The organism is Paraburkholderia phymatum, assembly GCF_040965635.1.
Classification (GTDB): Bacteria; Pseudomonadota; Gammaproteobacteria; order Burkholderiales; family Burkholderiaceae; genus Paraburkholderia; species Paraburkholderia phymatum_B.
This window is the reverse complement of sequence record NZ_JBFRCH010000006.1, coordinates 1-19,399: the sequence shown is the minus strand read 5'-3', so window position 1 is coordinate 19,399 and position 19,399 is coordinate 1. Positions and strand designations below refer to the sequence as shown.

Sequence of the window (19,399 nt, the reverse complement as noted above, 5' to 3'; positions counted from 1 at the left end):
GACAACTGCGCGTCAATCGAGCGCCTTGTCGTTTGGATGCGCGAACAGCGTGCGCATTTCCGCCGACAGCGGATAGTTGAGATTGATGCCGTGCGGCGGAATCGGCTGCGTGAACCAGATGTTGTAGAGGCGCTCGGCCTCGCCCGACGTCTGCATCTTCGCGATGACGCGATTCACCAGTTCGCGGAACGGCTCGTCGCCCTTGCGGAACATGCATGCGTAGGTTTCATAGCCGAGCGGCGTGCCCGTCACGATGAAGTCGTTTGGGCGCGGGTCGGTCGCGCGAAAGCCGTAGAGAATCGGTTCGTCCATCACGAACGCGACCGCGCGGTCGGCCTTCACGGCGGCGAACGCGTCCGAATGATCCTTCGCGCTCGCGATGCGCATGTTCAACTGCTTGTCGCTGTTCAGCTGACGCACGAGGCGTTCGTCCGACGTGCCCGCCGTCGTCACGACCGGCTTGCCCGCGAGATCGGCGAAATCGGTGATGCCCGCGTTCCTGCGCGCGATCATCCGCACGGCGTACTGGAAGAAGCTGTTAGAAAACGCGGCGACGTTTTCGCGCTCGCGCGTGTGCGTGGTCGAGCCGCACTCCAGGTCGATCTGATTGTTGACCAGCATCAGAAAGCGGTTCGCCGATGTGATCGTCACTTCGCGCACGCGCAGGTTCGGCATGCCGAGTGTCTTCCTGATTTCGTCGACGATGGCGAGTGCGATCGTCTGCGAATAGCCGATCGTGCGGTCGCCGTTCGCATACGAGAACGGGATCGACGCTTCGCGCACGCCGAGCACGATCGTGCCGTCGTCGTGGATTTTCTTGAGCGTGCCCGTGAGTTCGTCAGCATGCGCGGACGGTGCGAGCGACGTCAGCGCCACGGCTGCCACAGTCCCGATCGCCGCCAGTTTTTTCTTGATTGCAACCTTCATCGTTCCCCCTGGGCCGGCGGCGATCACCCGGCTGCAACGTGACGCCCGCCGCGTGTCGTCGTGCGCGGCGTCAGCTTGCCAGCATGCGTGCGCCTTAGGCGCATCAGGCGCAGCATGCCGGACAGTGCCGGATCATCGACACACGCGACGGGCAGCCAGACATGCGGCTTACGCCGGCTTTCCCCAACTGTCGCGCAGACTGACGATGCGATTGAATACGGGTTTGCCCGGTTTCGTGTCGTAGCGGTCCGCGACGAAGTAGCCGTGACGCTCGAACTGATAGCGCTGCTCCGGCTCGACGTCGCGCAGGCCCGGCTCGACGTACGCATTGACGATTCGCTTCGAATCCGGGTTGAGCGCTTCGAGGAAATCGCGTCCGCCCGCGTCGGGCTGTGCTTCCTTGAAAAGGCGATCGTAGACGCGCACTTCGACGGGCACGGCCTCGATGGCGCTGATCCAGTGGATGTTGCCCTTGACCTTGTAGCTGTTCGCGCCTTCCGTGCCCGAGCGGCTGTCGGGGAAGTAGTTGCAGTGCACGGCAATCACGTTGCCGTTCTCGTCCTTGTCCGCGCCCGTGCATTCGACGACATAGCCGTACTTCAGCCGCACGCGGTTGCCCGGGAACAGGCGGAAGTAGCCCTTCGGCGCGGCCTCGTTGAAGTCTTCGCGCTCGATCCACAGTTCGCGCGAGAACGGAAACGTGCGCACGCCGCGATCGGGATGATGCGGATGGACGGGCGCGCTGCACGCTTCCGTCTGGCCTTCAGGATAGTTGTCGATGATCAGCTTGAGCGGATCGAGCACGCACGTCGCGCGCGGCGCCTTTTCGTCGAGATCGTCGCGCAGCGCGCCTTCGAACACGCTCATGTCGATCCACGAATCGACCTTCGTGATGCCGATGCGCTCGCAGAACAGCTTGACGCTGTCCGGCGTGAAGCCGCGCCGGCGCACGCCGACGATGGTCGGCATGCGCGGGTCGTCCCAGCCGTCGACATGGCCTTCGTTGACCAGTTGCAGCAGCTTGCGCTTGCTCGTGATCGCATACGTGAGGTTCAGACGCGAGAACTCGATTTGCTGTGGCAGCGGACGCGTGAAGATGCCGGCGTCGGCGAGTTCGTTGAGAATCCAGTCGTAGAGCGGCCGGTGGTCTTCGAACTCGAGCGTGCAGAGCGAATGCGTGATGTTTTCGAGCGCGTCCGAGATGCAGTGCGTGTAGTCGTACATCGGGTACACGCACCATTTGTCGCCCGTCCGGTAGTGATGCGCGAAGCGGATGCGGTAGATGACCGGATCGCGCATGTTGAAGTTCGGCGACGACATGTCGATCTTCGCGCGCAGCACGTGCTCGCCTTCCTTGAACTCGCCCGCCTTCATGCGGCGGAACAGGTCGAGGTTCTCTTCGACGCTGCGCTCGCGGAACGGCGACGGCTTGCCGACTTCCGTCGCGGAGCCGCGGTTCAGGCGCATCTCTTCGGCCGTCTGGCTATCGACGTACGCCTTGCCGCGCGTGATCAGCAGCTCGGCGAACTCGTAGAGCCTGTCGTAGTAGTCGCTCGCGAAGTAGAGATGCTCGTTGCCTTCCTTGTTCCATTCGAAGCCGAGCCACTTCACGGCGTCGATGATCGACTCGACGTACTCGAAGCTTTCTTTTTCCGGGTTGGTATCGTCGAAGCGCAGATGGCAGACGCCGCCGTAGCTCTGCGCGATGCCGAAGTTCAGGCAGATGCTCTTCGCATGGCCGATGTGCAGATAACCGTTCGGCTCGGGCGGGAAGCGCGTTTCCACCCGCTGGCCCCACTTTCCGGAGCGGTTGTCGTCGTCGATGATGTTGCGGATGAAGTTGGAAACCGGCGCGTCGTTGCGCTCGGCGTCTTTGCGTTCGTTGTTCATGCGAGAAGGAGAAAGTCGGTCGTGGACACTATATGCGTCCGTTGGTCTGTCAATTCTACCTGACGACACATTCGACGACAGTCTTTAGGCTTGCGTGTACGGCGCGCGGTCCACATCGGCGCGGGATCGGCGCTTTTTGGGGCAGCAACGGGTGCTGTAACAGGAGGTAAATCGCGTTGGCGCCACAGGCGGGAGACGCTTAGCATGCGACGCGCGCCATCGCGTGCTGGCCGCGCATGATCCGATTCGCGTGGCCTTCGCGCTGGGCGCCGTCTTTCCGGCCAACGCCGCGTTTCCGTTATTCTGTCCAGGGCCCGGGCATGCTGCGCCCGGGTGACGCGGCGGCTGGTCCAGCCGCATGACGCGATCTGTCCTCGCCTTGAGCCTTGAAGAAGCCTCTGCCGCTGCGCACGCGAGGGACAGGTCCACCGAGCCCGGAGTTTCTCGGATGTCTTTTCCGACGCTGCGCGCATTTCGCGCGCTTTTTGATGCCGATGACCGCGCCTGTTTTTGCGCCGATGGTCATGCACCGGCCCTTGCCGACTCCCGCTCGAACGTGAGCTGGCGCTCGGCGCGCCTCGCGCGTGCCGCGAGTGTCGCGGCGGCCCTGTCGCTGACGGCCGTACTGACAGCCGGCTTCGTCGCCGCGCCCGTCGCCGATGCAAAGACGCCGCAACCGAAGGCGGCGCTCGACGCGTCGGCCGTTGCCGTACCCGACCGCTATGCCGCCGACACCGCGCAGCAGATTTTCGCGGCGGGCGGCAATGCCGTCGATGCGGCCGTCGCGATCTCGTTCACGCTCGCCGTCACGTATCCGGACGCGGGCAATATCGGCGGTGGCGGGTTCATGACGCTGTACGTGGACGGCAAGCCGTACTTTCTCGACTACCGCGAGACGGCGCCGCAGCGCGCGACGCGCGACATGTATCTGGACGAGAAGGGCAATGTGATCCCTGGCCTGAGCCTCGTCGGGCATCGTGCGGTGGCGGTGCCGGGCACCGTCGCCGGCATGTGGGAGGCGCAAAAGCGCTTCGGCAAGCTGAAATGGAAGCAGGTGCTCGCGCCGGCGATCAAATACGCGACCGACGGCTTCACTGTCGACGCGTGGCTCCAGCAGCGCCGCGATCTTGCCGCGAAGGGGTTCGCCGGCAAGACCAATTTCGACGCGTACTTCTCGAACCTGAAGACAGGCGTCGTGTTCCGCCAGCCCGAACTCGCGCAGACGCTGTCGCGTATTGCTGCCGACGGCGGCCGCGAATTCTACGAGGGACAGACGGCCGACCTGATCGCGAAGCAGATGTACGGACACGGCCTGATCACGAAGACGGACCTCGTGCAGTACAAGGCCGTCTGGCGTCAGCCGCTCGCGGCCGACTGGAACGGCTACCGGATCGTCACCGCGCCGCCGCCCAGCTCGGGCGGCATCGGGCTGATCCAGATGCTGAAGATGAAGGCGGACCTGAAGCCGCAGTTCGACGGGCTCGCGCTCAACTCGGAGCCGTACATCCATCTGATCGCGCAGATCGAAGACCGCGTGTTCGCCGATCGCCAGCAGTACATGGGCGATCCCGATTCGTATCGCGTCCCCGTCGACAGGCTGATCGACGACGCCTACCTGGCGAAGCGCGTCGAAGAAATCACGCCCGACGAAGTGCTGGGCGCCGCATCCGTCAAGCCGGGCCTCGGCGACTCGATGCCGGAGAAGGCGCAGACGACGCATTTCTCCGTCGTCGACAAGTGGGGCAACGCCGTCTCGAACACGTACACGCTGAACGGGCCGTTCGGCTCGGGCGTGGTGGTGGACGGCGGCGGCTTCGTGCTGAACGACGAGATGGACGACTTCGAAGCGAAGGCGGGCGTGCCGAACCAGTCGGGCGTGACGAGCGGCGACGCCAACACGATCGCGCCGAACCGCCGGCCGCTGTCGTCGATGACGCCGACCATCCTGCTCAAGGACGGCAAGGTGTCGCTCGTGATCGGCACCCCGGGCGCGTCGCGGATCCTCACGACGATCTTCCAGGTGATGACGAACCTGTACGACTTCAATATGCCGCCCGCCGATGCGCTCGCGGCGATGCGCTTTCACCATCAGCTGCTGCCGCAGAAGACGATCTACTACGAGCCGTATCAGCCGATCGACGGCGATCTCGCCGCGCAACTGAAGGCGCGCGGCTATACGCTGCAGGGCCAGACCTTCAACGGCGACGTGCAGATGATCCGCATCGACGGCACGACGCCGCAGCCGGCCGCCGATCCGCGCGGCGCGGGCGTGGGCCGTGTGATTCAATAGCGCTGGCGGCGCGCTGCCGCCTGTCGACAACAAAACGAATAACGGGGAAAGGAATGGCGCTGGAGCAGCAGAACGTGATCGTGTTGCCGGGTTATATGAATTCCGGCGCAGGGCATTGGCAGACCCGCTGGGAAGCGCGGTATCCGAATTTCGACCGCGCGCCGATGCGCGACTGGGACCATCCCGTTTGCGACGCGTGGTGCGAGACGCTCGACGCGACAGTTGCCGCGTCGAAGGGGCCCGTTCTTTTTGCGGCGCATAGCCTCGGTTGCCTGACGGTGGCGTTCTGGGCGGCGCGCCATGCGTCGAAGGATGCGCTGGCGAAAGTGGCGGGCGCATTGCTCGTCGCGGTGCCCGATCCGGCAGGGCCTGAATTTCCCGCCGATGCAAGCGGCTTCGATGCCGTGCCTCAGCAGAGGCTTCCGTTCAGATCGATCGTCGTCGCCAGCACCGACGATCCGTACGGTGGCGTGCCGTTCTCGCAGGCATGCGCGGCGGCATGGGGCAGCCGCTGGGAGAGCATCGGCCCGCGCGGCCACATCAATGCCGATAGCGGGCTCGGCGACTGGGAAGAAGGGCAGCGCTGGCTCGCGTCGATGGCTTGAGATCGATGCCGGAGGCTTCGCGCCAACCTGCGTCGAATGCGGCGATCGCATGACGCGTTGCGCCGGCGCGTCGACGATGGCTTGAGGCGTTGCGCCGCGGCCGCATCCGTCGGCTACGCCATCTTCCAGGCGCACCGGCGCCCCCTCAGATCACCGACTGCTCCCGCAGCGCCTCGATGCGCGCATCGTCGTAGCCGAGCACGTCGCGCAGGATGGCCTCCGTGTGCTCGCCGAGCGTCGGCGGATGGGCTTGCGCTTCGGGCGGCGTCGCGCTCATCCGGATCGGATTGCGCACCAGCTTTACCGTGCCGCCCGACGGATGCGGCAACTGTACCTGCATCCCGCGCGCGACCACCTGCTCGTTGTCGAACACTTCGCCCAGATCGTTGATCGGGCCGCACGGCACGCCCGCGGCTTCGAGCGCGTCGATCCATTCGTGCTTGCCGCGCGTGCGGACCATCTCCGCGAGTATCGGCACCAGAACTTCGCGGTTGCGCACGCGCGCGGGGTTCGTCGCAAAGCGGTCGTCGTCGGCGAGATCGGCGCGATTGCCCGCTTCGACGAACTTGCGGAACTGACCATCGTTGCCGACCGCGACGATGATCCAGCTGTCGCTCGTCTGGAACGTCTGATACGGGACGATGTTCGCATGCGCGTTGCCCCAGCGCACGGGCGGCGTGCCGCTCGCAAGGAAATTCGAGTTCATGTTGGCGAGCATCGCGACCTGCACGTCGAGCAGCGCCATGTCGATGTACTGGCCTTCGCCCGTTCGCTCGCGATGTGCGAGCGCCGTCAGCACGGCGACGCTCGAGTACATGCCCGTCATCAGGTCCGCGATGGCGACGCCGGCCTTCTGCGGGCCGCCGCCTGGCAGCCCGTCGCGTTCGCCCGTGATGCTCATGAAGCCGCCGATGCCCTGGATGATGAAGTCGTAACCGGCGCGCTGCGCGTACGGACCCGTCTGCCCAAAGCCTGTCACCGAGCAGTAAATGATGTCCGGCTTCACGGCCTTCAGCGATTCGTAGTCGAGCCCGTACTTCTTCAACTGCCCGACCTTGTAGTTCTCGAGCACGACATCGCTTTGCGCCGCCAGCTCGCGGACGATCTTTTGCCCTTCCGGCGTCGAGATGTCGATCGTCACCGAGCGCTTGTTGCGGTTCGCCGCGAGGTAGTAGGCCGCCTCGCGGGTGTCCGCGCCGTCCGGCGTCTTCAGGTACGGCGGCCCCCAGTGGCGCGTGTCGTCGCCGGCTCCTGGCCGCTCGACCTTGATCACGTCGGCGCCGAAGTCGGCGAGGGTTTGCGCGCACCACGGACCGGCGAGCACGCGGGTAAGGTCCAGCACGCGGATATGACTGAGTGCGCCCATGTTGTGTCTCTGTCTCCAATGTGATGAGGCGCGCCGCACGGGCGCCGCCCGATTCGATCGATGTGGTGCATCTTAAGCGATCGGACGCGGCTCGCCCATTCGGCCTGACGGCATAGGACAAATGACCGCCAGGCCTGGCTCCGGGCGCTTCCATGTCGAAAACCTGGCCGGATGGCCAATGCCGGGCGCAAGCCGCGCCGCGGCGTCGCGCGGAGGCGCCGATCCCGTATAATCGACCGTTCAGGAAACAATCTATTGCGACGGCCGGTAAGTCTTCCGCAGCCGTCGGCTCAAGCCAGGACCGTCCCCAAGCACGCTATGAAAGCCGCCGAAATCCGCGAGAAATTCCTCAAGTTCTTCGAATCGAAGGGCCATACGATCGTCCGCTCGTCGAGCCTCGTGCCCGGCAACGACCCGACGCTGCTCTTCACCAATTCGGGCATGGTGCAGTTCAAAGATGTGTTTCTCGGCGCCGAATCGCGTCCGTACTCGCGGGCCACGACGGCGCAGCGCAGCGTGCGCGCGGGCGGCAAGCACAACGACCTGGAAAACGTCGGCTACACCGCGCGTCACCACACGTTCTTCGAAATGCTGGGCAACTTCTCGTTCGGCGACTATTTCAAGCGCGACGCGATCCACTACGCGTGGGAGTTGCTGACGGGCGTCTACAAGCTGCCGAAAGAAAAGCTCTGGGTCACCGTCTACAAGGAAGACGACGAAGCCTACGACATGTGGGCGAAGGAAGTGGGCGTGCCGCCCGAGCGCATCATCCGCATCGGTGACAACAAGGGCGCGCGCTACGCATCGGACAACTTCTGGCAGATGGCCGACACGGGCCCGTGCGGCCCTTGCTCGGAAATTTTCTACGACCACGGCCCGGACGTGTGGGGCGGCCCGCCCGGATCGCCGGAAGAAGACGGCGACCGCTACATCGAAATCTGGAACCTCGTGTTCATGCAGTTCAACCGCGACGCGCAGGGCAACATGACGCCGCTGCCCAAGCAGTGCGTGGATACTGGTATGGGTCTCGAGCGCATCGCGGCCGTGTTGCAGCACGTGCACAGCAACTACGAGATCGACCTGTTCCAGGCGCTGATCAAGGCCGCCGCGCGCGAAACGGGCGTCGCCGATCTGTCGAACAACTCGCTGAAGGTGATCGCCGATCACATCCGCGCGTGCTCGTTCCTGATCGTCGACGGCGTGATCCCCGGCAACGAAGGCCGCGGCTACGTGCTGCGCCGTATCGTGCGCCGCGCGATCCGCCACGGCTACAAGCTGGGCCGCAAGGGTTCGTTCTTTCACAAGCTGGTCGCGGACCTCGTCGAGCAGATGGGCGGCGCGTATCCGGAACTGAAAGACGCCGAGCAGCGCGTGACCGACGTGCTGCGTCAGGAAGAAGAGCGCTTCTTCGAGACCATCGAGCATGGCATGTCGATTCTCGAAAGCGCGCTGGCCGATCTCGAAGCCAAGGGCGGCAAGACGCTCGACGGCGAAGTCGCGTTCAAGCTGCACGACACCTACGGCTTCCCGCTCGATCTGACGGCGGACGTGTGCCGCGAGCGGAGCGTGAGCGTCGACGAAACGGCTTTCGACGAGGCGATGGCCCGTCAGCGCGAACAGGCGCGCGCGGCCGGCAAGTTCAAGATGGCGCAAGGCCTCGAATACACGGGCGCGAAGACCACGTTCCACGGCTACGAAGAGATCGTCTTCGACGACGCGAAGGTGACGGCGCTGTACGTCGACGGCTCGCCCGTCAATGAAGTGTCGAAGGGCCAGCAGGCTGTCGTCGTGCTCGACCACACGCCGTTCTACGCGGAATCGGGCGGGCAGGTCGGCGACCAGGGCGTGCTCGCGAACGCGAACGTCCGCTTTGCCGTCGCCGACACGTTGAAGGTGCAGGCGGACGTCGTCGGCCACCACGGCACGCTGGAACAGGGCACGCTGAAAGTCGGCGAAGTCGTGAAGGCGGAAATCGACGCAGTGCGCCGCGCGCGCACGGCCCGCAATCACTCGGCTACGCACCTGATGCACAAGGCGCTGCGCGAGGTGCTCGGTGGCCATGTGCAGCAGAAGGGCTCGCTCGTCGACGCGGACAAGACCCGCTTCGACTTCGCGCACAATGCGCCGATGACGGACGACGAAATCCGCCGCGTCGAACAAATTGTCAACGCCGAAGTGCTGGCGAACGCGCCGGGCATCGTGCGCGTGATGCCGTACGACGAGGCGGTGAAGGGCGGCGCGATGGCGCTCTTCGGCGAGAAGTACGGCGACGAAGTGCGCGTGCTCGATCTGGGCTTTTCGCGCGAACTGTGCGGCGGCACGCACGTGCATCGCACGGGCGATATCGGCTTCTTCAAGATCGTGATGGAAGGCGGCGTCGCGGCGGGCATCCGTCGCGTCGAGGCGATCACGGGCGATAACGCCGTGCGCTTCGTGCAGGAACTGGACGCGCGCGTCAATGCCGCAGCCGCTGCACTGAAGGCACAGCCGGCGGAACTGACGCAGCGCATCGCGCAGGTTCAGGATCAGGTGAAGTCGCTGGAAAAAGAACTGGGCGCGCTGAAGTCGAAGCTCGCGTCGAGCCAGGGCGATGAACTGGCGGGCCAGGCGATCGACGTGTCGGGCGTGCAGGTGCTCGCTGCGACGCTGGAAGGCGCGGACGTCAAGACGCTGCGCGAAACCGTCGACAAGCTGAAGGACAAGCTCAAGAGCGCGGCCATCGTGCTCGCGTCCGTCGAAGGCGGCAAGGTCAGCCTGATCGCGGGCGTCACCGCCGATGCGAGCAAGAAGGTGAAGGCAGGCGAACTGGTGAACTTCGTTGCGCAGCAGGTCGGCGGCAAGGGCGGCGGCCGTCCGGACATGGCGCAGGCAGGCGGCACCGAGCCGGCCAATCTGCCCGCCGCGCTGGCTGGCGTGAAGGGCTGGGTCGAGGCGCAGCTTTAAGCGCGTTAGACAGCATTCGCATCAAGCGATAAAAAGCCGCGAGTCGATGAAACTCGCGGCTTTTTTGCTTTCAGACGAGCGATCCGGCGCCTTGGCCCGGTATCAGACGGCCACCGCCATCGTCGTTGTGACGGCGTCATCGGCATTGCTGCTCTCGACCAGCATCCCGCGCAACGCATTCAATGCCGAAGAAAAATGCCCGCGTCGCCAGACCAGCAGCGTATCGATGCCGCCGAGTCCTTCCGGTGTATGCACGGCGATATCGTTCGATTCGGGCAGCAGCGCGAGCACCGAGCGCGGCGCGACGGCCACGCCCGCGCCCGCCGCGACACACGCGACGATCGCGTGATACGAGCCGAGTTCCAGCACGCGCGCTGGCCGGATGCCATGCTGCATGTACCAGTTCTCGACATAGATCCGATACGCGCAGCCATGTTCGAACGCGACCAGCGTCGATAGCGCGATATCGCGGGGATCGCGTATGGGGCGATGTCCGCGCGGACTCAGCATGACGAGTTCCTCGCGATACACGGGCACGATCTCGAACAGACCGCCGAGCGCTGCAGGATCGAGCGGCCTGGAGACGATGGCCGCATCTACCTCGAATTCGCGCACGCGCTCGATCAGCTTGCCCGTCGTGCCTGTCTCCAGTTCGAGCGCGACGTCGGGCCATGTCTGATGGTATTGCGCGAGCAGTCCGGGCAGTCGCGTCGCGGCGACGCTCTCCATCGTGCCGAGCCGCAGACGTCCGCTCGGGCGCGCATCCTTGACGGCGTGCCGCGCCTCGTCGGCGAGCGCGAGTAGCCGTTCGGCATAGGGCAGAAGCGTTTCGCCCGCGGGCGTCAGCACGAGACGGCGTCCGTCGCGGATAAAGAGCTCGGTGCCCAACTGCTCTTCGAGCTGCTTGATGCGCGTCGTCACGTTCGATTGCACGCGGTTGAGCTTCGCGGCTGCACGCGTCACGCCGTTTTCGCGCACGACGGCGCGGAAAATGGTCAGGGCGGCAAGATCCATTGATCTCTCCATGAGATTCAACCTATCCCTATTATTCATTTTATGAGATTGAACGGTCAAGCTAAGATGGGACGTTGAAAAGCCGGCTTCACGTCTCCGCCGATCCGGCCGGCGAGCCACCATCACGCTGTCAACGATGACCGATTTCGCTGCCCATACCTTTGAGCCTCACGCGTCGCCGCACGCCGCCCGCCGCGCCGCGCTCGCCTGCATGGCGGCGCTGGCCGTCGCACTGGGCGTCGGGCGTTTTGCGTTCACGCCGCTCCTGCCACTGATGCTTAATAGCGGCGCGCTCGATATCAGACTTGGCGGCTGGCTCGCGTCGCTGAACTACGCGGGCTATTTTCTCGGCGCGATCGCTTGCGCAGCATTGCGTGTCGATGCCGCGCGCATGGTCAAGACGGGCCTTGCGCTGACGGTGCTGCTGGTGCTGGCCATGGGCGTCACGGACCAGTTCTGGATCTGGGCGGCCGTGCGTTTCGTCGCGGGCGCCGTCAGCGCGTGGACCTTCGTGTTCGCGTCGCAATGGGGCTTGCGGCGGCTCGCCGAACTCGGCGCAAACGAGTGGGGCGGCGTGATCTACACGGGGCCGGGCGTCGGGATTGCCGCGACGGGGCTGCTCGTCAGCGCGGCGGGCGCACATGGCGCACATGGCGCACATGGTGCATACGGCGCGTCGGCGGGCTGGATCGGTTTCGGGCTCGTGTCGGCCGTGCTGACGGCGCTCGTGTGGCGCACGTTCGCTTCGACGCCGACCATGACGGCCGCATCGCGCAATGCGCGCGATGCGGCGCAACGGACGCGCGCTCAAACGCATCTCGCACGTCTGCACCGTGCCGACGCTTTCTGGCTGATCGTCCTCTACGGTGTGCCCGGCTTCGGCTACATCATCACGGCGACGTTTCTTCCCGTGATCGCCCGCGCGGCGCTGCCGGCAGGCTCGCCGTGGCCGGATCTGTTCTGGCCGATGTTCGGCGGCGCGCTGGTCGTCGGCGCACTCGCGGGCGCGCGACTTCCCGGACACTGGGACAACCGCACGCTTTTGGCGGGCTGCTATGTGCTGCAGGCACTCGGCATCGTCGCGGGCATCGCATCGCCGACGGCGGGCGGCTTCGCCATCGGCAGCGCGCTGATCGGCTTGCCGTTCACCGCGATCACGCTGTTCGCCATGCGCGAAGCACGCCGTTTGCACGGCGACGACGCCGCGGGCCTGATGGGTTACGCGACGGCCGCTTATGGTCTCGGACAGATCGCCGGCCCGCTTGTCGCCGCGCCAATCGCCGCGCACACCGGTTCTTTCACGCCCGCCTTGTTGCTGGCGGCGGGCGCTCTGCTTGCGGGCGCGGTGGGCCTCGTCGTGGTCGCACTCGTGCGTCGGCGGCCGCGCGCCTGAGCAAAAAGGGCGTGACAGGAGGGACAAGCAAGCGCGCAGGAAACGGGTGGCGGCATCCGACAAAAACAAATTCAGCACCCGCCGCACTAGAATGAGCGCTTTCCTGTCATCTCCGCGCGCCTGTCGCCGGGTGCGCCGCCTGCCATGCAACATTTCGCGTCGGACAATTACGCCGGCATCTGCCCCGAGGCGCTCGAAGCGCTGATCGCCGCCAACAACAGCGGCCACGAGCCGGCCTATGGCGACGACTCATGGACGCAGCAGGTCTGCGACCGCCTGCGCAACCTGTTCCAGACCGACTGCGAAGTGTTCTTCGTCTTCAACGGCACTGCGGCGAACTCGCTGGCGCTGGCGTCGCTGTGCCAGTCGTATCACTCGGTGATCTGCCACGAACTCGCGCACATCGAAACCGACGAATGCGGCGGCCCCGAATTCTTCTCGAACGGCTCCAAGCTGCTGACGGCGCCGGGCGTCGCGGGCAAGCTCACGCCGGACGCGATCGAAGCCGTCGTCACGCGCCGCGCCGACATTCACTACCCGAAGCCCAAGGTCGTCACGCTCACGCAATCGACGGAGGTGGGAACCGTCTACAGCGTCGAGGAAATCCGCGCGATCGCGGCGATTGCGAAACGCCGCCATCTGAAGGTGCACATGGACGGCGCGCGCTTCGCGAACGCGGTTGCCGCGCTCGACGTGCATCCGTCGGAGATCACGTGGCGTGCGGGCGTTGACGTGCTGTGCTTCGGCGGCACGAAGAACGGCTTGCCCGTCGGCGAGGCGGTCGTGTTCTTCGACCGCGCGCTCGCCGACGATTTCGCGTATCGGCTGAAGCAGGCGGGCCAGCTCGCGTCGAAGATGCGCTTCATTTCCGCGCCGTGGCTCGGCCTGCTGGACAACGACGTCTGGCTGCGCAACGCGCGCCACGCGAATGCGATGGCGAAGCTGATGGAATCGCGGCTCGCGGAGATTCCGGGCGTCAGCATCATGTTCCCGACGGAATCGAATGCTGTGTTCGCGCAGTTGCCGGCGCACGCCGCGAAGGCGATGCGCACGAGCGGCTGGAAGTTCTATGAGTTCATCGGCGCGGGCGGCTGCCGGCTGATGTGCGCGTGGGACACGCAGCCCGAGACCGTCGAGCGCTTCGCCGCCGACGTCCGCGCGCTGTGTGCGTGAGCGGGCGCGTCGGCGGTCGCGGCATGCGCGTGAACCCGGCCCTGGGCAGCCCGAGCACGAGCATGCGCTGCGTCCACGAAACCGCTAGTCGAATCTGGCAGACGAGACAAACAAGCGGTTGCAACACGCGAGAACCCGTCGCCGCGAGGGTCGTAGCCGCACGCGGCGGCTTCTTTGAAAGGCAGCGGTGCTTCATCTTCGATAACAAAGGAGACACATTGACATGGCCTACATCTACTATCTGACGCACATTCATCTCGGCTACGACGCGCTCGCGCAGTTGCCTGCGGAATGCGAGCGCTCGGGCATCAAACGGCCGCTCGTGGTGACGGACAAGGGCGTGATGGCGGCGGGCGTCGCGCAGCAGGCGATCGACGCGCTGAAGGTGCCCGGGGTGCCCGTCTTCGACGACACGCCGTCGAACCCCACGGAAGCGATGGTGATGGCGGCCGCGCAGCGTTATCGCGACGAAGGTTGCGACGGACTGGTCGCGATCGGCGGCGGTTCGTCGATCGATCTGGCGAAAGGCGTCGCGATCATGGCGGCGCATCCGGGCACGATGACGGAGTACGCGACCGTCGAAGGCGGCAGCAACCGGATCACCGACAAGGCCGCGCCGCTGGTCGCCGTGCCGACCACGGCGGGCACGGGCAGCGAAGTGGCGCGCGGCGCGATCGTGATTCTGAACGACGGGCGCAAGCTCGGGTTTCACTCGTGGCATCTGCTGCCGAAGGCGGCCATCTGCGATCCCGGCCTGACGCTCGGCCTGCCCTCGACGCTGACGGCCGCGACGGGCATGGACGCGATCGCGCATTGCATCGAGACGTTTCTCGCGCCGTCGTTCAATCCGCCCGCCGACGGCATCGCGCTGGACGGGCTGGAGCGCGCGTGGGCGAACATCGAGCTCGCGACGCACGACGGCCAGAACCGCGACGCGCGCCTGCACATGATGAGCGCGTCGATGCAGGGCGCGATGGCTTTCCAGAAGGGACTGGGCTGCGTGCACTCGCTGTCGCATCCGCTCGGCGGCGTGCCCGTGAACGGGCGCACGTCGCTGCATCACGGCACGCTGAACGCGGTCGTGCTGCCCGCTGTGCTGCGCTTCAACGAAAGCGCGGAGACGGTCGTCGCGAATCGGCGCTATGCGCGGATGCGGCGCGTGATGAACCTGCCGGACAATGCCGATCTCGCGCAGGCGCTGCACGACATGACGGCGCGCCTCGGGCTGCCGACGGGTCTCAGGCAAATGGGCGTCGACGAAAGCGTGTTCGACAAGGTGATCAAGGGCGCGCTCGCCGATCATTGTCACAAGACGAACCCACGCGAAGCGACGGCCGACGACTATCGTCGGATGCTGATCGAGTCGATGTAAGCGCGCCACTTTTACGCCTGAAGCACACGACATGAATAAACCGGTTCCCGCGGCGCGCGCCGCCTATCCGCACTTCCTCGCCATCGGCACGCGCTGGATGGACAACGACGTCTACGGCCACGTGAACAACGTCGTCTACTACAGCTACTTCGATACTGTCGTGAACGAGTATCTGATCCGCGCGGGCGCGCTCGATATCGAGCACAGCACGACGATCGGGCTCGTCGTCGAGACGCAGTGCAACTACTTCGCGCCGCTCGTGTTTCCTGATCGCATCGACGCGGGACTGCGCGTCGTGCGACTCGGCACTTCGAGCGTGCGCTACGAAGTGGGTCTCTTCAGGGAAGGCGACGACGCGCCCGCCGCGCAAGGCCATTTCGTTCACGTCTACGTGGATCGCGAGACGCGCCGTCCCGTCGCGCTGCCCGAGAAGCTGCGCGCTGCGCTCGAACCGCTCGTCGTGCCCAACGTGCCCGTCGTGCATAAGGCGCGGGCGGACTGACGCGTGCAGTCGTTCGTCATCGATGCGCTGAACGGCGTCAGCTATGGGCTGCTGCTGTTCATGCTATCGGCGGGGCTGACGCTGATCTTCAGCATGCTCGGCGTGCTGAACTTCGCGCACGCGAGCTTCTACATGCTCGGCGCGTATGTCGGCTTTTCCGTCGCGGCGCGCGCGGGATTCTGGTGGGCGCTCGTCGTTGCGCCGCTCGCCGTCGGGCTGATGGGCGCTGCGCTCGAACGCTGGCTGCTGCGGCGCGTGCGGCCGCACGGACATCTCGCGGAACTGCTGCTGACCTTCGGCGCGGCGTATCTGATCGGCGAGGGCGTGAAGCTCGTCTGGGGCTTGCAGGCGTTCAACGCAGTCGTGCCCAAGGCGCTCGATGGTCCTTTGTTCGACGTGTACGGCATTGCGTTCTCGCGTTATCGCGCGTTCATGATGGCCGTGGCCGTCGCGATGCTCGTCGCGCTTCATGCGGTGCTGCGCGTGTCGAAAGCAGGCCTCGTCGTGCGCGCGGCGCTCACGCATCCCGATGCCGTCCAGGCGCTCGGCCACGATGTGCCGCGCGTGTTCACCTGCGTGTTCGCGGCGGGCACCGCGCTCGCGGCGCTGGCTGGCGTGATCGGCGCGCCGCTCTTCGTGCTCGAGCCGGCGATGGCGGAATCAGTGGGCTCGATCGTGTTCGTCGTCGTCGTGATGGGGGGACTGGGCTCGCTGGGCGGCGCGCTCGTCGCGTCGCTCATGATCGGCTGCGTGCAGACGCTGGCCGTCGCGAGCGACCTCTCGCTCGGCGATCTGCTCGGCGTTCTGCCGGGTGTTCTGCCCGGCGATTACGACCGCGCGCTGCCCTCCGCATGGAGCGCGCTGACCGTCGCGCAACTCGCGCCGCTCTTGCCGTATCTGCTGCTCGTCGCGACGCTCGCCGTGCGGTCGCGCGGACTCTTCGGACAGCGCGAAGACGATGCGTAACGTTCACGATGCGCCGCGTTCTTCTTCGCGCGTGCTGCGTTGGCGCGCCATCGTGCCATGGGCCGTGCTCGCGTTGCTGCTCGTCGTGCCGCCTTGCGTGTCGACGCAGAGCTGGCTCGTCGCGTGGCTCGCGCAGACAGCGTCGATGATCGTGTTCGCTCTCTCGTACAACCTGCTGCTCGGCGGCGCGGGGCTGCTGTCGTTCGGGCATTCGGCATCGTCGGGTATCGGCGCGCTGATCGCGGCGCATCTGTTCAATCGGATCGGCGTGGCCTTGCCGTTGCTGCCATTGCTGGGCGGCATCGGCGGCGCACTGTTCGGCGCGTTGTACGGCCTCGTCGCGACACGCCGCGCAGGCACCACATTCGCGATGATCACGCTCGGCATCGGCGAACTCGTCGCGGCTGCCGCGTGGACCTTGCCGGACTGGTTCGGCGGCGAAGCGGGCGTCGCGATCGATCGCACGGCAGGTGTCGCGGTGCCGGGCTTCACATTCGGACCCGCGCGCGAAGCGTACGCGCTGATCGCGCTATGGTGCGCGCTGTCCGTGCTCGCAATGTACGCACTGTCGCGCACGCCGTTCATGCGGCTCGCGCATGCAGTGCGCGACAACCCGGTGCGCGCGGCGGCCATCGGCTGCTTTCCCGGGCGCATGCGTTACGAGGTCGTCGTGTGGTCGTCGTTCTTTGCGGGCATCGCGGGCACGCTGGGGCTGATCAATGTCGAGCTGGTATCGACGGAAAGCGTCGGCATGCTGCGCTCGGGCTCAGTGCTGATCGCGACGGTGATCGGCGGCAGCGGCGCGTTCTTCGGGCCCGTCGCGGGTGCCGTCGTGCTGGCGTTCTTCAGCGTCGTCGTCGCGAGCGCGACGCGCGCATGGCTCCTGTATCTCGGGCTGTTGTTCGTCGTCGTCGTGATGGCTTCGCCCGATGGCATCGCCGGATGGTTGCAACGCCAGGCGGCCCGTTTCGCGCGCAACGGCTGGCGCGCGTCGCTGCCGTCCCTCGTCCTGCGAGTGGCGAGCGCATGCGCGTGGTCGCTCGCGGTCGCGCTGTGCGTGCAATGGGCCTACGCGCGACGCTTCGGCACGGAAGAACAGGCGGCGTTCTTCTCGACGATCGATTTCACGTGGCTGGCAATCGGCGTGCCGTGTCTCGCTGCGATCGGCTGGCTCGCGTTGAACATCGCGCGGCGCTTCGAAAGAAGGACTTCTGCCGATGCCCGCGCAGGAGTCCGCACATGATTCCCGCGATTGCGGTGCGCGGCATCGAAAAGCGCTTCGGCGCGACTCGTATCTTGCGCGGCGTCGATCTGTCGATCGAGCCGCACGAACGTCATGCGTTGATCGGACCGAACGGCGCGGGCAAATCGACGCTCTTCAATCTGATCGCGGGCGCAAAGCGGCCGAGCGCCGGGCGCATCGAACTATACGGCGCCGACATCACGCGTCTCGCGCCCGCCGCGATCTGCCGTCGCGGTCTTGCGCGCAGTTTCCAGACGACGAGTTTCTTCGCGAAGCTCAGCGTGTTCGACAATTTGCGCTGCGCCGCGCAGATCGCGAATCGCGACCGCGCGCGCTGGTGGCAGCGCTTCACCGTCACGCGCGGCGCCGATGCGCACGCCGAAGAAGTGCTCGATGCCGTCGGGCTCGGCGCGCGGCGCGACGCGATCGCGGGAACGCTGAGCTACGCGGAACAGCGCGCGCTCGATCTCGGGCTCGCGCTTGCGAGCGGCGCGCACACATTGCTGCTCGACGAACCGACGGCGGGCATGAACCGCGCAGAGGCAGCGCGCGCGGTCGAGCTGATCCGCGTGGCGACGGCGGGTCGCACGTTGTTGATGGTAGAGCACGACATGGACGTAGTGTTCGGACTGGCGGATCGCATCAGCGTGCTCGTGCAAGGGCAGGTGATCGCGACGGGCACGCCGGACGCGATCCGCGCCGATCCCGCTGTGCGCGCCGCGTACCTCGGCGGCGCGCTACCAGGGGACGCGCGATGACCGCGTTGCTGGCGATGCGCGATCTGTGCGCGTGGTATGGCGCGAGCCAGGTGCTGCATGGCGTGAACCTGCATATCGAAGCCGGCGAGGCCGTGGCGCTCGCGGGCCGCAACGGCTCGGGTCGCTCGACGCTCGCGAAGGCGATCATGGGCTTCGTGCGCACGCAGGGCGCGATGGAGTTCGCGGGCCGATCGCTCGCGGGACGGCGCGCGTTCGAAATCGCGAGGCTCGGCATCGGCTACGTGCCCGAGCAGCGCGACGTGTTTCCGACGCTCTCCGTGCGCGAGAATCTGCAGCTCGGCCTGAAGCCGCGCAGCATGCAGCGCGCGGCACGCTTCACGCCCGACGATGCTTATGCGTTGTTTCCCGCGTTGCGCGAACGTGCGCGCACGAAGGCGGGCGCATTGTCGGGCGGCGAGCAGCAGATGCTGTCGGTTGCGCGCGCATTGCTTGGCGATCCCGATCTCGTCGTGATCGACGAACCGACGGAAGGGCTCGCGGGCCAGGTCGTCGAGCAGCTTGCGGCCGCGTTGAAGCTGTTGCGCGAACGCGGCGTCGCGATGCTGCTGATCGAACAGCGGCTCGTGATTGCAGATCGGCTCGCTAGCCGAGTCGCTGTGATGGGGCACGGGGAGATCGTGTTCGACGGGCCGCTCGAACTGTTTCGCCAGCGTCCCGATGTGATGCATGAGTGGCTTGGGGTGGGGTGATGCTTGCGACGCTGGTTGGATTTTTGCCTTTGTCGCTGGCATCCGCGATGCGCCTCGCGGCGCGGGCGTTGCCCCTGTGCGGGGCGGCACTCACTTTCTTTGCCGCCGCAAAGAAAGTAAGGGAAGGTCTGAACAACCCGTTTTTTTATCGCACTTCTGCCGAGCGCCCGAGACAGGGATCGCGGTATCACTGGCACGGCGTCAGACCACTACCGGTCGCGTCTTTTACCCAGCGGCTCGACATCCG

Annotated in this window: 16 protein-coding genes; 12 read left to right on the top strand and 4 right to left on the bottom strand. The window is 66.0% G+C overall.

The features are described 5' to 3' along the window. Positions 1–12: 12 nt before the first annotated feature. Both AB4Y32_RS13675 and AB4Y32_RS13670 read right to left on the bottom strand, forming a co-directional pair. Entirely contained in the window at positions 13–927 is a 915-nt protein-coding gene (locus tag AB4Y32_RS13675; protein WP_368721857.1) for a transporter substrate-binding domain-containing protein, read from the bottom strand. Between the two features lie 168 nt (positions 928–1,095). Beyond that, positions 1,096–2,817: a glutamine--tRNA ligase/YqeY domain fusion protein gene (locus AB4Y32_RS13670; RefSeq protein ID WP_368721856.1), complete on the bottom strand. Its 1,722-nt coding sequence runs from the start codon at positions 2,815–2,817 to the stop codon at positions 1,096–1,098. Between the two features lie 448 nt (positions 2,818–3,265). Here AB4Y32_RS13670 and ggt point away from each other — a divergent pair, with 448 nt between their 5' ends. Together ggt and AB4Y32_RS13660 are read left to right on the top strand one after the other, a co-directional pair. Continuing rightward, entirely contained in the window at positions 3,266–5,107 is a 1,842-nt protein-coding gene (gene ggt / locus AB4Y32_RS13665; protein WP_368721855.1) for a gamma-glutamyltransferase, read from the top strand. A gap of 53 nt (positions 5,108–5,160) precedes the next feature. Then, positions 5,161–5,712, top strand: a complete 552-nt coding sequence (locus AB4Y32_RS13660; protein WP_368721854.1) for an RBBP9/YdeN family alpha/beta hydrolase — start codon at positions 5,161–5,163, stop codon at positions 5,710–5,712. Positions 5,713–5,857: 145 nt separating this feature from the next. Here the strand turns inward: AB4Y32_RS13660 and AB4Y32_RS13655 are convergent, their stop codons facing one another. Further along, on the bottom strand, positions 5,858–7,078 hold the full coding sequence (locus AB4Y32_RS13655; RefSeq protein ID WP_368721853.1) for a CaiB/BaiF CoA transferase family protein: 1,221 nt from the start codon (positions 7,076–7,078) through the stop codon (positions 5,858–5,860). 318 nt (positions 7,079–7,396) lie between these two features. Here AB4Y32_RS13655 and alaS point away from each other — a divergent pair, with 318 nt between their 5' ends. After that, positions 7,397–10,021 carry an alanine--tRNA ligase gene (gene alaS, locus AB4Y32_RS13650; protein WP_368721852.1) on the top strand — a complete coding sequence of 875 codons (2,625 nt, stop codon included), beginning with the start codon at positions 7,397–7,399 and terminating at the stop codon, positions 10,019–10,021. Between the two features lie 102 nt (positions 10,022–10,123). Here alaS and AB4Y32_RS13645 read toward each other — a convergent pair whose 3' ends face one another. Continuing rightward, positions 10,124–11,035 carry a LysR family transcriptional regulator gene (locus AB4Y32_RS13645; RefSeq protein ID WP_368721851.1) on the bottom strand — a complete coding sequence of 304 codons (912 nt, stop codon included), beginning with the start codon at positions 11,033–11,035 and terminating at the stop codon, positions 10,124–10,126. A gap of 136 nt (positions 11,036–11,171) precedes the next feature. Here AB4Y32_RS13645 and AB4Y32_RS13640 point away from each other — a divergent pair, with 136 nt between their 5' ends. From AB4Y32_RS13640 to AB4Y32_RS13600, 9 genes are all read left to right on the top strand, one after another. After that, positions 11,172–12,428, top strand: coding sequence for a YbfB/YjiJ family MFS transporter (locus AB4Y32_RS13640; RefSeq protein ID WP_368721850.1), 1,257 nt, complete (start codon positions 11,172–11,174; stop codon positions 12,426–12,428). 144 nt (positions 12,429–12,572) lie between these two features. Further along, positions 12,573–13,601 carry a low specificity L-threonine aldolase gene (locus AB4Y32_RS13635; protein WP_368721849.1) on the top strand — a complete coding sequence of 343 codons (1,029 nt, stop codon included), beginning with the start codon at positions 12,573–12,575 and terminating at the stop codon, positions 13,599–13,601. A 223-nt stretch (positions 13,602–13,824) separates the two neighbouring features. Then, a complete protein-coding gene (locus tag AB4Y32_RS13630; RefSeq protein ID WP_368721848.1) occupies positions 13,825–14,973 on the top strand; it encodes an iron-containing alcohol dehydrogenase in 1,149 nt (382 codons plus the stop codon). A 31-nt stretch (positions 14,974–15,004) separates the two neighbouring features. Further along, positions 15,005–15,475 carry an acyl-CoA thioesterase gene (locus AB4Y32_RS13625; protein ID WP_368721847.1) on the top strand — a complete coding sequence of 157 codons (471 nt, stop codon included), beginning with the start codon at positions 15,005–15,007 and terminating at the stop codon, positions 15,473–15,475. 3 nt (positions 15,476–15,478) lie between these two features. Beyond that, positions 15,479–16,441, top strand: coding sequence for a branched-chain amino acid ABC transporter permease (locus AB4Y32_RS13620; protein ID WP_368721846.1), 963 nt, complete (start codon positions 15,479–15,481; stop codon positions 16,439–16,441). Beyond that, a complete protein-coding gene (locus AB4Y32_RS13615; RefSeq protein ID WP_368721845.1) occupies positions 16,434–17,684 on the top strand; it encodes a branched-chain amino acid ABC transporter permease in 1,251 nt (416 codons plus the stop codon). The genes AB4Y32_RS13620 and AB4Y32_RS13615 overlap by 8 nt, the downstream gene beginning before the upstream one ends. Further along, on the top strand, positions 17,681–18,442 hold the full coding sequence (locus tag AB4Y32_RS13610; protein WP_368721844.1) for an ABC transporter ATP-binding protein: 762 nt from the start codon (positions 17,681–17,683) through the stop codon (positions 18,440–18,442). Before AB4Y32_RS13615 ends, AB4Y32_RS13610 begins: the two co-directional genes overlap by 4 nt. Continuing rightward, positions 18,439–19,152: an ABC transporter ATP-binding protein gene (locus AB4Y32_RS13605; RefSeq protein ID WP_368721843.1), complete on the top strand. Its 714-nt coding sequence runs from the start codon at positions 18,439–18,441 to the stop codon at positions 19,150–19,152. Before AB4Y32_RS13610 ends, AB4Y32_RS13605 begins: the two co-directional genes overlap by 4 nt. Then, on the top strand, positions 19,152–19,399 hold a 248-nt coding region (locus AB4Y32_RS13600; RefSeq protein WP_368721842.1), incomplete at its 3' end, for a hypothetical protein. The genes AB4Y32_RS13605 and AB4Y32_RS13600, both read left to right, overlap by 1 nt.